Genomic DNA, 14,327 nt, shown 5'->3' with positions numbered 1-14,327 from the left:
ACAAAAAAAACACCTGTCCTCAACTCGATCTACCTTAGTATGGGATTTTCACCCACAGGTATACGAGGAGAACAGGTGCAGATGTCCAGTTTCGGGCCTGCACGATGTCGAACCTCGTAGTCGGCACTTTACGGGAGCCGGTAGAGACTGCCGGGCCATATCCCCGACAATATACGAGACATCTTACTACTTCGACATCATTCTACTGCAAAAGACGAACAATCGTCAACAGTTAATGTTCCATTGTTCGTTATCTGACTATTTGCGGCGTTTTTGACGACCCGCTTTGCGCACCAGACGCGTCCAGAGTTCGCGGAGTTGTCCACGATCTTTGGCACTGACTTCCCGCGCCTGTCCATAGCGGACGCGCTCGAACAGCTTCGCGAGCGGCACCATCTCCCGGCCCCCAAACCCACGGTTGCTCGTCAGATGCTCCGCGTACTCGCGCAATGTCATGTCCTTCTGGCGACGCCAGCCCAGACGATCCAAGACATAAAACAGACGCGCCAGTGCGTTGAGCACGACATCCCCTTCGCCTTTGTAGGCGCGGCGCAAGTAGTAGGCGGTGACCAGACGGCGGCGGTTGAACACGGCAGCCATCAAGCCTGTCAGCAACGCATACCCCGTGTACTGACCCACTGCTTTCCAATCGATCTCGAAACTCGAAGCCGTTGCGTTGTTGGTGTCTTGCGTTTCTTCCTTGTCCCGCTTGGGCGTGGTGTCCGGCAGCGGGATCGGTGCCAGCGTCTCTTGATCCGGCTTGTAGTTGCGCTTCATGTTGAACGTAGCGGTCGGCTCGAACGCCACCCAGCCGATCTGGTCAAAGTACAACTCCGGCCAGGAGTGGGCGTTTTTGTTTTTCACAACGTACTTGTACTCGCCCTCGACGTCGCTTTTGTACGTCAGGTCGGCGTCCCCGTTGGTGAAGCCCTTGACCCAGCGCGCCGGCATCCCGAGCGTGCGGGCGAGCACGACCATCGAAGACGAGAAGTGGTCGCAATAGCCATGCTTGGAATCGAACAGGAACTGATCGACAAAGTCTTGGTTTTCCTTGGGCACTGGCACATTTTCCGTGTCATAGGTGTAGGTTTGGCGCAGGTAGGACTCGATGGCAAGCGCTCGCTCATACGGTGTCTTGGCATCCTTGGTGACGTCCTTCGCCAGATCCTTCACCCGCTGTGGCAACGTGACCGGCAGCGAGACGTAGGTTTCCATCGCGCGGGTGATCTGCGGAACGTTCGCCCCTCGCAAGACCTTTTCATCAAAAAACGGCACTTGCGAGTCGACCGTGTACTGGTCGCCTTTTTGCAACGTCGTCAGGTCGAAGCGTGAATCGATGCCGCTGTAGCGGGTCTGCTCCGACTGGTTTTGCATGTTCTCAATGTTCGTCATCCGGTACTGGTTGAACACCACCGGCACCATGTCTTGTTCAAAGGAGAAGGTCTGCTGAACCGTCTTGGTCTCGAGCGTCGTGAACTGCGTGCTCTCCGGGCCGCCGACCACACCCTTGAAGATGAGCGACGAACTGCCCGATTCATACGCCTGAAACTGACTCAAGTCCTGATTGGCGGAGATCGGAATGCCCAGCGAGCCAGACAGCCAGCCTTTGCCGGTGTAGGTTACTTTTGCTTCCCCGCGGAAGTAGCCCTCCGCCGCGGTCGTCACCGTGAAGACCTCGGTGTCGTCCATCTCAAACGGCCCGCCCAATTGGCGGTCATCGGTGCCATAGCCGATTTTTTGATGAACAGGCCCGTCGCCGGTCTTGCCTTTGATGTAGGCGACCGGGTCCGGCCAGGACGGGGTCGCTTTTTTCGGAGCAGCCGAAGCGGTGCCGACGACGACCAGCGAAATCACCAGCGTCCAGACCAGCCATTCGGCCGGCCAGCCCTTCAAGCGCAGCGGCATCCGGGCGATGCGCTCGATCAGCGGCAGTTGCATGAAGGCGAGCACCAGCAGGCCAATCAGCAGGAACAGCACGATCTGCCACTTCGCATCTTCGACAAAAAACGTATCCAACACGCCCAGCCCGACCGATCCGAGCAACAGGAACAAAAACATCCAGATCCGGTAGCGCAGGCACTGGCGGAACGTCGACTGCAACACCATCAGGGCAAGCAAAAAGCCGGTCGTCCGCGCCGACTCGGCCAACATCGGCAACGAGACCGAGGACAGTCCGCGAATCGCGTAATACAGGTCGCGCAGCCAAGAGTTGACCCACATCGTATCGAAAAACGAACCGCCGTAGTACGACACTTTTACAAACACGACGAACGCGACCAGTTTCCCCACCGCTCGCAGGAGCCAATGCCCGAACGCATAGTCGATGAGAAACAAGATGCCGAGGAACCAAGCGAATGGGGCAATACTCGGCATCAAGGTCGCTTCGCCAAACGGGATCAAGATCTGGAGCATCCACGCCCAGACCAGTGCAAACAGCACCAGTTCGCGCATCGAGCTGCCCGTGATCCACCTAGCCGTTCGAAGCATAGCCCATCGGCCCCCTTACTACATCGTCCAATTCGTTTTCGTCGCGGATCAGATGGGTAGCGACACCGAGCGTCGCCAGCTTGCCGATCCGCACATGGTCCGCCTCTTCCAGTTGGCGGCCGCCGATCAGATAGAACAGTTCGGCTTTGATCTTGCGGTGTTCGAGGAAGCCGATCACCTGCACCAGTTTGTCATCGACCACCGGGGTCAGCAACACAGCGGTGCTCCCCCGACTGAGGTAGTTGGCTTCGCGCAGCAGGGCGTCGTGAAAATCGTCTGCGCCATCCGGCTGGACGATCGCGAGGTGCTCGATGATCCGCATGTACTGCTCCAAGTTGCGGCTTTGTGGGATCGTCATGCGCTCGCGACCGTAAGAGACGAGGCCGACAGAGTATTTTTTCGTAATCGCGTATTTGGCGAGCGAGGCACAGGCGGTGACACCCGTTTCAAACAGTTGGTTGGAACTGCCGTGGTACGCTACCTCCGACCGATTCAGGAAAAACATCAAGTCGTTGGTGACATGCAACTCGAATTCCTTGGTCTTTAACTCGCCTGTTCGTGCGGTCGCTCGCCAATGGATGCGCGACAGGCGGTCGCCCGGTGCGTACTCGCGCACGCCGATGACATTGCTGGAATCCTGCGACATGCGGTTCTGGGCAAACGAACTGCCGGCGTTGAACTTGTTGACCGTGTACCAATGTTTGATCGGGATCACTTTCGGGTAGACGGTGACATCGTCGAAGCGGTGATGGACGATTTCTTTTTTGAAAAGACCGAACAAGTCGCCCGTCGTCAGGTAGGTGTCGCCTAGCGTGTACTTGCCACGCGGCATGTTCGGCAGGGTGTAGGTCAGACGGAGTTTCTTATGGAAGCCGGGGAAATGCAGTTCGCGGTTCGAGCTGCTCTGCAACAGCAGGCGGGTCGGCAACGCATCCTCGATCACCATCCACGGCAACGGCCAGCGGCTCTCGATCTCCACCATGATGTCGACTTCGAGCGACTGCCCGGCGGAGAGCTTATGCGAGGACAGGTTGCGCGTGCTCTTGGAGCGGCGCAGGGCGAGCCGCGATGTGCCCCACTCGTAGAACGCGAGCAGGAACACGCTGTAAAACAGAAACCACGGGGCGAACCCGCCTTGGAACTTCCCGTAGGCGAAGGTCACGGCGAGCAAAGTCAGCCAGAGGAGATAGCGTCCGGTTGTTTTCCACACAGCCTATCTCACCTTCTCGCGGGTCACTGGCACCGGGATGCCCTTCAAGATATCGACCAGCACTTGGTCGACCGTCTGCCCGCCGAGCCGGGCTTCTGACTTGAGGATGATGCGGTGGCCAAGCGTCACCGGCACGAGTTGCTTGATGTCATCCGGCACGACGTAGGTGCGTCCGAGGATGAACGCCAGCGCTTGGGCAGCGCGGAACAGGCCCAGCGAGCCACGCGGGGAGGCCCCGAGGTAGACCGCTTGGTGCTTGCGGGTTTCGGTGGTGATGGTGACGATGTATTCGCGAATCGATTCTTCGACATGGACTTCGCGGACTTTTTTCTGCAAATCTTGCAGGGTTTCGAGGTCGGTGACTTGCGAGATCGAATCGATCGGATGGGCGAGTTGTTGGCGGCCGAGCATGTCGATTTCATCCTGCTGCGACGGGTAGCCGAGGTTGAGTTTTAATAGGAAGCGGTCGAGTTGTGCCTCTGGCAACGGGAACGTGCCTTCATATTCAATCGGGTTCTGGGTCGCCATGACGAGGAACGGCGACGGCAGGCGGTAGGTGGTGCCATCGACGGTGACATTGGACTCCTCCATCGCTTCCAGCAACGCCGATTGCGTTTTCGGAGAGGTGCGGTTGATCTCGTCGGCGAGCACGACGTTCGCCATGATCGGGCCTGGACGAAACTCGAAGTCGGCCGTTTTTTGGTTGTAGATCGAGATGCCCGTCACGTCGGACGGCAAGAGATCGGGTGTGAATTGGATGCGCTTGAACGAGCAGCCGAGGGTTTTGGCCAGCGAGCGCACCAGCATGGTTTTGCCAACGCCCGGTACGTCTTCTAATAGTACGTGCCCGTCACACAACAGCGCGACCAGACACAATTGCACAGCGCGGGATTTGCCGACGATCACATGCTCGACATTGGTCACCACATCCGCCAACACTTGGTGCGGGTTATCAAATTCACGATTGACGAGTTCTTTGTCACTATATTGCATCATTCGCACAGTCCTCCAATTTAGAAAACTTCCAATATCATCCTGTTTTCTACTTCTGCACGCCTAAGTCTAAATCCTTCCGATACGAAGTCTACATAATCTAAGAGTATCAGAGCGAAAGTGCCTGTGTCGTTGCACAAGTATTGGATACTAGTATAGCCGGAAAAGTTACATGAAAATTCGAAAAATCACGAGCGGAGGAAGAAATATTATTCGACATATTCGAACCAACAGTCAAAGCCCACATGTGACTCCTATCGACAAATTACTTTTTAAAATGTGAATATTTGATATACTACAACTAGTAGAAGAACAGGGGTGATCCCAAGATGGACGTCTGTACCTTGCAAGTGTTCCACTGTGGAGATGTCAACATGGATCGAGCCTTGCCCTATCGTGAGAAAACGTGGCATCCGCTCCCGCACTCGGGGCTGTTGCGCTCCAAGTCCAAGCGGGTGACCGTGCCCGTCTCAGCTTATCTCATCGAGCATCCACGCGGGCGGGTGCTCGTCGATACCGGGTGGCATGAAATCCTGCGGACGGAGCCGGAGCGTCACATCGGGTTTCCCTTCTCCTTGGTGTTTCGTGGAACGTTGCCAGCCGGTGCTGCCATTCATGAGCAGTTGGCGGCGCGGGGGGTGGAACCGCGCGATCTGGACTATGTGATTCTTACACACCTGCACGCCGATCACGTGAGCGGACTGCCGCACGTTCGCGAAGCCAAAAAAATCCTCACCACCCAAGCGGAGTGGACGGCCGCCAACAAAGAGTTCGGGTATACCAAAAAAATGTGGCAAGGGATCACGATCGACACCTTCGAACCGCAATCGATTCCCTTTGGCCCGTATCAGCAGGGACTTGACCTGTTTGGAGATGGACTGTTGCATCTCGTCTATACGCCCGGCCATACTCGCGGGCAATTGTCGATCCTCGTGAAGGTGAGCGCGGGGTATGTCCTGCTGGCAACAGATGTCGGGTATTCCACTCGATCCTGGGAAGAGATGATCTTGCCGGGGGTTCTGGCGGATGAGCAACAAGCGCGGGAGTCGCTGCAGTGGGTACGCGATTTTTCTCAACGACCTGACTGCGTAGCGGTGATCGCCAACCATGACCCGAATCTGCAAGTGAAAAGCTATTGAGGAAAAGGGAAGCCCTGACGGAGTGTCAGGGCTTCCCTTTTTTGGAGTTGCTATTTCAATCACATTATGCAAAGTAATTCTCCAATGGTAATGAAAAAGGGCTCTCTACGAGGCCCTTTTTTACTCGTGCAGTATGTACGAGAGAACTTACTGTTGGTTTTTGATGAGGCCAATGACGTTGCCTTCTACGTCGGAGAACAAGGCGAGCGTTACCATGCCCGGAATTTCCGTGATCGGTTGCACAACTTTCCCGCCGAGCGAGACCGCTTTATCCAAAGTGGCTTGCAAGTCGTCGACTGCAACGTAAACGGTAACACGCTGGTCACCCTCACCGATCCCGCCACCGACGCCAGCGTTGACCAAGCCGTAGTTCATCGGGTTATTCGCATTGATCTCCCAATTGAACAGATTTGCGTAGTACTCTTGCAGTTTTGCTCCGTCCTTACCCGTGATCTCAAAATGCGCAACAAGATTTGACATGTAGTTACACCCCTTCTGTCTGATTCTTCCTCATTATACATAAAACGACTAATAATTCCTACAAAAATATATTCGTTACTAGATGATGTTAATTTTAATGCAAGTGCCGGTTCCAGCACGACCTTTCAAGAATACACGACACCAAAAAGCGGCCCTCAGCGAGGACCGCTTTTTACTTCTTCTATTCAGCCGGGTATTGGTAGTTCAGGTCCCAATTCACGCCGTACTTGTCGGTCAGTTTGCCGTACTTGGCACCCCAGAAGGTTTTTTGCAGTTCCATGTGTACTTGTCCGCCACGGGAGAGCAGGTCGAAGGCGCGATCGATTTTGTCTTCACTCGCAAAATCGGGCGCCAAGGAGATCATATCGCCCGCGACGACCGGACGCTGTGCGTCCGAGAAATAGAGGAAGCTCTCACCGATCTGCACGCGACCATGCAAGACTTTGTCAGCATAGCCTTCGGGGACCGGCATACCTTGCACACTGGAGTAGCGATCCAGTTGGGTGACTTCGCCTCCGAATACGTCTGCATAAAAGTTCATCACTTCTTCAGCAAGGCCGTCGAAGGACAGGTAAGGAATCATTTTCATGTGGGTAACCTCCAAGTGTATGTAATAGGCGTTAACATGATTATACATCAAAAAAAGAGTCGAGACCGCATCGTCTCGACTCTTTTTTCCTATTGAAGATACCCCATCGGGTTGATGTAGCTCATCCGTCCGCCCGACACGCCGTTGGCGATGGCAAAGTGCAGGTGCGGCCCGCTTGATTCGCCGTCACTTCCGGTCGCGCCGATGACTTGGCCTTGCTTGACACGCTGTCCGGCGCTGACATAGACACCATTGCTGTACATATGCCCATAGACAGACATCACGCCGTTGTCGTGCAAGATGACAATCCAATGCCCGAATCCAGACGCGGTGCCCGCCTGCCAGACCGTGCCATCCCCGACTGCGACAATCGGTGTGCCCACTGGGGCTCCAATGTCGATGCCCTTGTGGAATTCGCCACTGCGCGGGCCGTACCCAGAGTTGATCGTGTGTGAGGTCGGCACCGGCCACGCGAACGTTCCGGTTCCCGTCTGCGGGATGATCGTCCCGGCCTGCATGCCATCCGTGTAACTCTGGTAGGCGGCAACGCCCGCCGCTTCGAGATCGGCGATCTCCTCATCCTTCACGGCAATCTGCTGGGAGATGTCGTGGTAGCGGCTTTGCAGGTCGGCCTCCACCTTGAGCAAGTCTTGCTGCTTGCTTTGGCGCAGGTCTTGTTCCGAGGTCAGGTCGACTTGCTGTTGCTTGAGTTGGGCTTGGGTGGCCTTGTACTCGTTGACAATGTTGTTGTCCTGCTCGACGATCATCGTGAGCAGTGACATCCGGTCGAGAAAATCGCTGAAGTTGGTGGCATCGAGCAACACGCTCCAAAAGGAAACATCGCCGCCTTCGTACATCGTCTTCACACGGCCTTTGAGCCGTTCCTTTTGCTCAGCGAGTTTGGCTTCGGTGACCGTGATCTGTTGCTTGAGATCGTTACTTTTGTGCATCGCGGCTTGGATCTCCGCTTCAAGTTTGTGTATGTCTGCCAGTGTTGATTGCAGCTGCTGGTCAACCTGGTCTTTTTTTTCTCGGAGTTGATCTGCTTGTTGCTTGGCGGTATTCAAGTCATCGTCCGCGGCGCTCGCGTTGTACGGGATCGCTCCCATCAACAACAGCACGGCGAGCAGACTCGTCGTGAGTTTCTGGATGCGTTTCTGTTTCAACCAAGTCGCTCCTCTCCGGCTACCCCTTGCTCTGCCTGTCGAATGTTGTCGAATTAATTGTACGACCCTCTTGATGTTCTCGACATGAGGCAAGAGTCCTGCTGGGAGTGATGAGTTGCAACAGTTTGTTCACAAAGGCAAAGTTTTCAAAATATTGTGCCCGATGGTATACTATTCCATATTTCCTAAATCAGATTTAATGGGGGCATTATCATGAAAACAACTCTACATAAATGGCTAGCTACAACGCTGGCCCTGACGATGACGATCACTCCGTTGGCGGCGAGCGCGGCGACAGGCGCACCCTATCGCGACCTCGGACAAGCAGATACATGGGCACTCGATTCGATCTACCAAGCCTTCGTGCTCGGGCTGATGTCTGGCGATGGCGATGGCAACTTCCGTCCGCAGGCGACGATTACGCGCGAGGAAGTCGCCGTCGTGCTGGCCCGCGCTGTGAAGCCACCGGCCGCTGCCAAGTCCGCCTCGACCTTCCATGATGTGCAGGCGCAAGGCTGGAGCCATGATGCGATCGAAGCGATGGTGCAGGCGGGATTGATGACCGGAGATGGCGATGGCACGTTCCGCCCGACGGACCTCATCACTCGCGAAGAGATGGCCGTCCTGCTGGTCAAAGCCTCCAACCTCACCCCCGCCGCCGGAGACAAGCTGTCGGTCGCTGACCGCACCAGCATCTCGCCGTGGGCGAAGGGCTACGTCCAGACCGCGCTGGAACAAGGTCTCCTGCACGGAGATGGCACGAACTTCAACCCGCAGTCACACGCAACCCGCCAAGAAGTCGCGGCGATGATGATGAACCTCGTCGTCTCGCTGTCTGCCAACAAAATCGGCACGATCACCAGCGTTGGCGAGGGCACCCTCGTCGTCGACGGAAGTACATTTCACGTAGCCGCATCGCTCAAGGGACTGCTGAATCCGGCCAACGCCGCCGCACTCGCAGGGGCCAAGATCCGCTATGAGACCGACATGCTGGCGCTCACCAAAGTGACGTACCTCGAACTCACATCCGGCGGAAAAGCGGTTGCCACTGGACAGCCGGAATTTAGCGGCAACCTCGTTCTCGACGGGCACGCCAGCACGATCACAGGCAAGCTGACGATCAGCGCCGACTATCTGACTGTGAAAAACCTCACCGTCCAAGGCGATTTCGAAATATCGTCCGCCGTACAAAATGACTTCTACTCAAGCCACCTCGAAGTCACTGGACGCACCACCATCCGCGGTGGGGATTCGAACACCGTCGTCTTTGAAGATGCGAAACTCCAGCAAGTGAATGTCAACAAGGAAAACGTTCGCGTTGAGTCCAAAGGCTCGACTCAAGTCAGCGAACTGGTTCTCTCCTCGAACGCGACGATCACAGCCGACGCAGGAGTGACGATCCCGAAACTCACCGTCGAGGCAGGCGTGACCCAACTGCAACTCGATGCCCCGGTGCAAGCGCTGGAAGTTAGCGGCAAATCCACCAAGCTCACACTTGGCGCCCATAGCAAGATCGACACCCTCACGCTCCCGACCGGAAGTGCGATCACCGACGTGATTCCGGCCTACGATCCGGCGAAGTCCACGATCGGCAAAGTGATGGAGAAAAAACCGGACGGCTCCACCGTTCCGGTTGTCCTCCCGACGACCCCCGGCGGTGCAGCAACGGGTGGCGGGGGCGGGGGAGGTGGTGGCGGAAGCACCCCCGCCCCGACCCCAACTCCTGACCCGCAAGCAGCCACCGTCAAAAGCGTGCGCGCCTTGAATACGACCACGGTGGAGATCACATTTACCAAGTCGCCCGGCCACCTGAAAGCAGAGGATGTGAAGTTCGACGGTGGCCTGAACGTCTACTATGTCAACGGCGATGGCGATTTTGAATTCCCGACTGTTTTTGTCGTACACACCTCGGTGCAAACGCCTACCACGTACCACCTGAGCTACCAAGGCAAACCGGCTGGAGAGCCCTTCCAAGGGATCGCGGCGCAGGCCGTCGGCCAGATCACGATGTCAGATGGCAGTCCCGCCGTTGGAAAAACGCTGTACGTCATGGTCGCTCCGTTTGGAACGAGCGAAGTCACGTACACCGATGACCAAGGCCACTATGCACTCAGCGGGCTAAAAGACGGGGAAACCTACTACCTTGATGTCGACTACGACCCGGCATCGAAGGAAGTTCCCCCGCACAGCCTGTACTTTACCTACTACAGCAGCGATCCCTTGCCGAAACTCAGCTACGTCAAACCCCAAGCGGTTGGACGTGTGATGACACCCGACGGCAGCCAGTCGGTTGCCAACGCGCATGTCTCGTTGGTGCGAGGTAATGAGGTCGTCACTGCGCTGACCGATGCAGAGGGCTACTACCGGGTTGCGTACCTGTCGCCAGGCTGGGCCTACTCGATCAAAGTCGAGCCGATGAACGCACAGGAGATTCCGTATGTCACACCGGTACCGTTCGATTGGTGGTACACGGCAGCCCCGGAAACCATTCCTACCATTAAAATGGCCCTGCCCAACGTCACCGGACTCGTGAAAGACCCACAGGGCAACCCGCTCTTCGGCGAAGTTGTCGCCTTCCGCCCGGTCAGCCCGTTTTTTGGCGACGTGATGCCGTATGAAAACTACTTCTACACCGACAAGCAAGGACAGTACCGCTTCCGCTTGCCAGACAGCTACTACACCTTGGAAGTGCAGACGTATTCCGACCAACCATATGGCGACCCACAGCCGATTCAAGTCTATGTGCGAGATGGTATCGCCAGCCCGACGAGTCCGACGACTGCGAACTTCAACCTGTCGCTAGCCCCAGTGCTGTTGCAGGGAACGATCACCTACGGCAAAGGCAGCCCAGCGCCGGCGAACACGATCAAACTGTTCGACTCCACAGGCAAGGCGGTCTATGACGGCTTCACCCGCATCGACGGCACGTACAAGATCGGCGGAGTGCCAGACGGAACCTACCAGTTGCAGATTGGAAACAGCTACACGCAGACCGTAACCCTTGCGAAAAACAAAATCCTCCAGCAAAACGCGGTGCTGAACAGCGATCACATCGCGCCGACATTGACCGTAGAAACCGGGTGGAACCACTTCCGCCGTGGCGAGCCTCTCCAAGTCAAGTCCAGTGAAGCCGGAGAAATCTACTTGGTGTCCGCAGATCTGGAGATCACGGATGCCCGTTCGCTCAGACAAGCCTTGTATGACAAAAAAGGAACCAGCCGCGACCGCGTCACCCCGAACAAGATGGTCAGCATCCAGACGGGCAACTTGAGCCCCGGTGTCTATCGAGTCTATGCGGTCGATGCTTCAGAAAACGTCTCATCCCCAACTGACACCTACTATAAATTCGATGACCAGCAGCCCGTCCAATCGTTGCTCGGCACTTCGATTGGGCAGTTGGAATACGTGGATTGGAACGAACCGATCGCGGGGATCGAATATATCCCGACTGGCACCACCGTTTCGCAACTCCTCGCAGCCGTGGAGACCGTGCCCGGCGTGCAGGTGAGCATTCGAGACTATACAGGGGCAATCGTCTCCAACCCGGATACCACTCCGGTGCAAAATGCCTGGACCTTGGTCACAGAAAGCGATGACTTCGATAAAAAGACCTATTCGCTTAAAGTGCCGTATCCGGCAAGTCCGCGCACCGTACAAAGCGTGGATCAAGCCACAGCAGAACCGCTCTATGGATACTACGGGGACATCTATAGCCTCTCGCTCAAGCCAGGTACCACCGTCGGTGCCCTATTGAAAGCGATCCAGCTCACCGAGGGGGCCACCGCCGAAGTGATTGAAGGAGCGATGCAAGTCCCAGTATCCGACCTCAAGCGAGTGCTTCCCACGGATGGCACGATGTCCCTGCGCATCACCTACAGAGGCGAAGCACAGGTCACATCGCTCAGGTTCACACAAGCGCCCCTGTCCAAGAACTTGACGAGCACCCAGATCGGCCAACTCGATAGTGCGAGCGTCAAGGAAATTCCGCTCGGCACGACGATCCAGCAGTTGAAAGCGGCACTCGCGTCTGACGCAGGTACGACCCTTGCCGTGGTCGAGCGCCAAAACGGTGCTCAGATCCAGCGGGAAAACAAGCAGGTCAACGAGGAGATGAGCTTGCTTGTCATCGCCACGGACGGCACGGCCAAGTCTTACACCTTGCGCCTCGCTGACTCGCAGCCGACGATCACCGATTTCTACTGGTTCCGGGATGTAGGCGGTGTCGAGCGCGACGACAACGGGGTGATCACGAAATTGGTAGCCAACTCATGGTCGAAAGCCACGCAGTTGAAACAGTCGGTACTTGTACCGTTTGGCAGCCATGTGGAGATCCTCGACGGACCGGGCGGTCACCCGTTGATCGACCCCGACCACACCAACCTCACCAGCCAGATGGTCGTGCGCGTCACCTCCATGAAGGGTGTCGTCCGCGAATACGCCATCGTTGTGAACTGACTGAGAAAGAGAAGAGGCCTCTTGGCCTCTTCTCTTTTTTATATCCATCAATCTGCCACCTCGACCGCATTCGCCAAGAGCTTGGCATAATACGTAGCCCCCTCAGGATTGAGGTGAACGCCGTCCGGGTAAAAGTAGGCGTCCTTGCCCTCGCTGTCATGATGCCAGTCAACGAATGTCGTATGTGGATTGGCCACCGCCACCTCTTTCAAAGTTGTGTTCACGACGCTCTCCCACGGACGCGGGACGCGGGTGTTCACGAGGATCACTTGTTGCAAAGGTCCTAGCGAGTCAAGCAACGACTGCAACTGTTCCTTGGAAAAAGGCCCGTTCGTACCAGTCTGGATGATCACACGACTGCCGAGCTTGCCCTCCGACTTGATGCGTTCCACCACGGCTGGCATCTCGTACAACTGCCGCCCGATCTGAGCGTCGATCACAATTCCAGGGAGCAGCTCTTGTAAAAAAGGTTCCGCGTCGAGCATCACCGAGTCGCCTAGTGCGAGCACCCCCTCACCCGAGGGTGGCATCAAATGTTTCGGTGGAGGTGACGCGGGCTCACTAATCGGCTCTGGTGGAGTCACGCTGGCGACGACAGCTACCGCGTCTGTGGCTGGCTTGGGCTGAGGTGTTGGCAAGGCGACCGCGAGACTGGCGATGCTGAGTGCCACGACTGCAAACGCCGTCAGAATTCGATACGAGACCACCTTGGCAGGTTCCCGATAGCGGATCGGCTTTTCAATCAACGCCCACGAGAGCGCAGCCAGTCCGATGCTCGCGACCACCTGCAAGGCAGCACGGAAAAAGTCAAACCCTCCGGTATCCACCGTCGGGCTCGACAGCACGACGACCGGGTAGTGCCAGAGGTAGATGCCATAAGATCGCACGCCTAGCCAGCGCAAGGGTTCCCAACTCAGCCCCTTCGCAAGTCGGCTCGCCGGGTGGGCGAGCATCGCCACCGTCGCGGCAGAGGCGACAGACACCAGCACCAAGCCACCTCTGTACAGAGATTCTTGGTACTGGTTGCTCCACAGCATCATGGCCAAGAGGACGAGCAGACCCGTCCCTCCCGCGAGGTCGAGCGTGAGTCGCACCTGTGGCGAGACGGTGGCTTTGAGCTCTCCACTCGGCCAGACCAAGGCCAGCGCGGCCCCGATCAGCAGAGCAAATGCCCTCGTGTCAGTCCCATAATACACCCGGCTCGGGTCGGTGCCCGGCTGGTACAGCAACGCCATCGCCAGAGCGGATGCCGCCGCCCCGGTGAGCAGGAGCGCCAGCAACCAGCCTTTTTTTCGTACAAATCGAAGTCCTACGAGCAACAGAAACGGCCAGACGAGATAGAACTGCTCCTCCACCGCCAACGACCAGAGATGACCCAACGGGGAACTCGGCCCAAACTTTTCAAAATAAGAGACGTCATGAAAAATCAACCACCAGTTGTTGATGTACAAGACCGACGCCAGCCCATCCCCCCACATCGAGGGGAGTTGAGAGCTTCGGAAGATCGCGACCCACACGAAGACCACGACCAATACAAAAAGCATCGCAGGCAGCAGTCGCCTGACCCGCCGCATCCAGAAGTCCTGCAAATCCAGCCGCCCCAACCGGTTCCACTGAGCAGCGAGGATATCGGTGATGAGATACCCAGAAAGCACCAAGAAAACTCCGACCCCGAGCAGCCCGCCGGGGGCCCATTCCGGGTTGAGGTGGTACGCGAGGACGGCCAACACAGCGAGGGCTCGCAGTCCGTCCAACCCGGCCATGTAGCGTCCGTTGACTTGACCCTGTAGAGGATGACTCATGTGAGG

9 protein-coding genes and 1 riboswitch are annotated in these 14,327 nt (G+C 56.8%); of the genes, 2 read left to right on the top strand and 7 right to left on the bottom strand.

Annotation, left to right across the window (positions count from 1 at the left end; genetic code table 11):
- Positions 1–97: 97 nt before the first annotated feature.
- Positions 98–197: riboswitch (purine riboswitch) on the bottom strand.
- A gap of 61 nt (positions 198–258) precedes the next feature.
- The 3 genes from C7459_RS15240 to C7459_RS15230 are packed head-to-tail and all read right to left on the bottom strand — an operon-like array spanning position 259 to position 4,693.
- The gene (locus C7459_RS15240; RefSeq protein ID WP_109690163.1) at positions 259–2,487 is read right to left on the bottom strand and encodes a transglutaminase domain-containing protein; all 2,229 of its coding nucleotides are present in this window, start codon (positions 2,485–2,487) and stop codon (positions 259–261) included.
- Positions 2,471–3,697, bottom strand: a complete 1,227-nt coding sequence (locus tag C7459_RS15235) for a DUF58 domain-containing protein (protein WP_109690162.1) — start codon at positions 3,695–3,697, stop codon at positions 2,471–2,473. Before C7459_RS15235 ends, C7459_RS15240 begins: the two co-directional genes overlap by 17 nt.
- Before the next feature lie 3 nt (positions 3,698–3,700).
- Positions 3,701–4,693 (bottom strand): AAA family ATPase, encoded by a 993-nt coding sequence (locus C7459_RS15230; protein ID WP_245884565.1) that lies wholly within the window; start codon positions 4,691–4,693, stop codon positions 3,701–3,703.
- A 326-nt stretch (positions 4,694–5,019) separates the two neighbouring features.
- Here C7459_RS15230 and C7459_RS15225 point away from each other — a divergent pair, with 326 nt between their 5' ends.
- Positions 5,020–5,829 carry an N-acyl homoserine lactonase family protein gene (locus C7459_RS15225; RefSeq protein ID WP_109690161.1) on the top strand — a complete coding sequence of 270 codons (810 nt, stop codon included), beginning with the start codon at positions 5,020–5,022 and terminating at the stop codon, positions 5,827–5,829.
- Positions 5,830–5,976: 147 nt separating this feature from the next.
- Here C7459_RS15225 and C7459_RS15220 read toward each other — a convergent pair whose 3' ends face one another.
- The 3 genes from C7459_RS15220 to C7459_RS15210 form a co-directional block, all read right to left on the bottom strand.
- Positions 5,977–6,309 (bottom strand): VOC family protein, encoded by a 333-nt coding sequence (locus C7459_RS15220; protein WP_109690160.1) that lies wholly within the window; start codon positions 6,307–6,309, stop codon positions 5,977–5,979.
- A gap of 181 nt (positions 6,310–6,490) precedes the next feature.
- Positions 6,491–6,898, bottom strand: a complete 408-nt coding sequence (locus C7459_RS15215) for a VOC family protein (protein WP_109690159.1) — start codon at positions 6,896–6,898, stop codon at positions 6,491–6,493.
- Between the two features lie 89 nt (positions 6,899–6,987).
- Positions 6,988–8,064, bottom strand: a complete 1,077-nt coding sequence (locus tag C7459_RS15210; RefSeq protein ID WP_109690158.1) for a murein hydrolase activator EnvC family protein — start codon at positions 8,062–8,064, stop codon at positions 6,988–6,990.
- Positions 8,065–8,277: 213 nt separating this feature from the next.
- On the opposite strand from C7459_RS15210, the gene C7459_RS15205 reads away from it, so the two are divergent.
- A complete protein-coding gene (locus C7459_RS15205; RefSeq protein WP_109690157.1) occupies positions 8,278–12,519 on the top strand; it encodes an S-layer homology domain-containing protein in 4,242 nt (1,413 codons plus the stop codon).
- Positions 12,520–12,566: 47 nt separating this feature from the next.
- Here the strand turns inward: C7459_RS15205 and C7459_RS15200 are convergent, their stop codons facing one another.
- Positions 12,567–14,321 carry an acyltransferase family protein gene (locus C7459_RS15200; protein WP_109690156.1) on the bottom strand — a complete coding sequence of 585 codons (1,755 nt, stop codon included), beginning with the start codon at positions 14,319–14,321 and terminating at the stop codon, positions 12,567–12,569.
- Between the last annotated feature and the right edge of the window lie 6 nt (positions 14,322–14,327).

The sequence above is a fragment of the Tumebacillus permanentifrigoris genome (genome assembly GCF_003148565.1).
GTDB lineage: Bacteria > Bacillota > Bacilli > Tumebacillales > Tumebacillaceae > Tumebacillus > Tumebacillus permanentifrigoris.
This window is presented reverse-complemented; position numbering and strand designations above follow the sequence as displayed.

Excerpts from the sequence above, each read along its gene's own strand:
- C7459_RS15225 (WP_109690161.1), top strand. The coding sequence starts at position 5,020 with ATGGACGTCTGTACCTTGCAAGTGTTCCACTGTGGAGATGTCAACATG.
- C7459_RS15200 (WP_109690156.1), bottom strand. The coding sequence starts at position 14,321 with ATGAGTCATCCTCTACAGGGTCAAGTCAACGGACGCTACATGGCCGGG.
- C7459_RS15230 (WP_245884565.1), bottom strand. The coding sequence starts at position 4,693 with ATGATGCAATATAGTGACAAAGAACTCGTCAATCGTGAATTTGATAAC.
- C7459_RS15205 (WP_109690157.1), top strand. The coding sequence starts at position 8,278 with ATGAAAACAACTCTACATAAATGGCTAGCTACAACGCTGGCCCTGACG.
- C7459_RS15215 (WP_109690159.1), bottom strand. The coding sequence starts at position 6,898 with ATGAAAATGATTCCTTACCTGTCCTTCGACGGCCTTGCTGAAGAAGTG.
- C7459_RS15220 (WP_109690160.1), bottom strand. The coding sequence starts at position 6,309 with ATGTCAAATCTTGTTGCGCATTTTGAGATCACGGGTAAGGACGGAGCA.
- C7459_RS15240 (WP_109690163.1), bottom strand. The coding sequence starts at position 2,487 with ATGCTTCGAACGGCTAGGTGGATCACGGGCAGCTCGATGCGCGAACTG.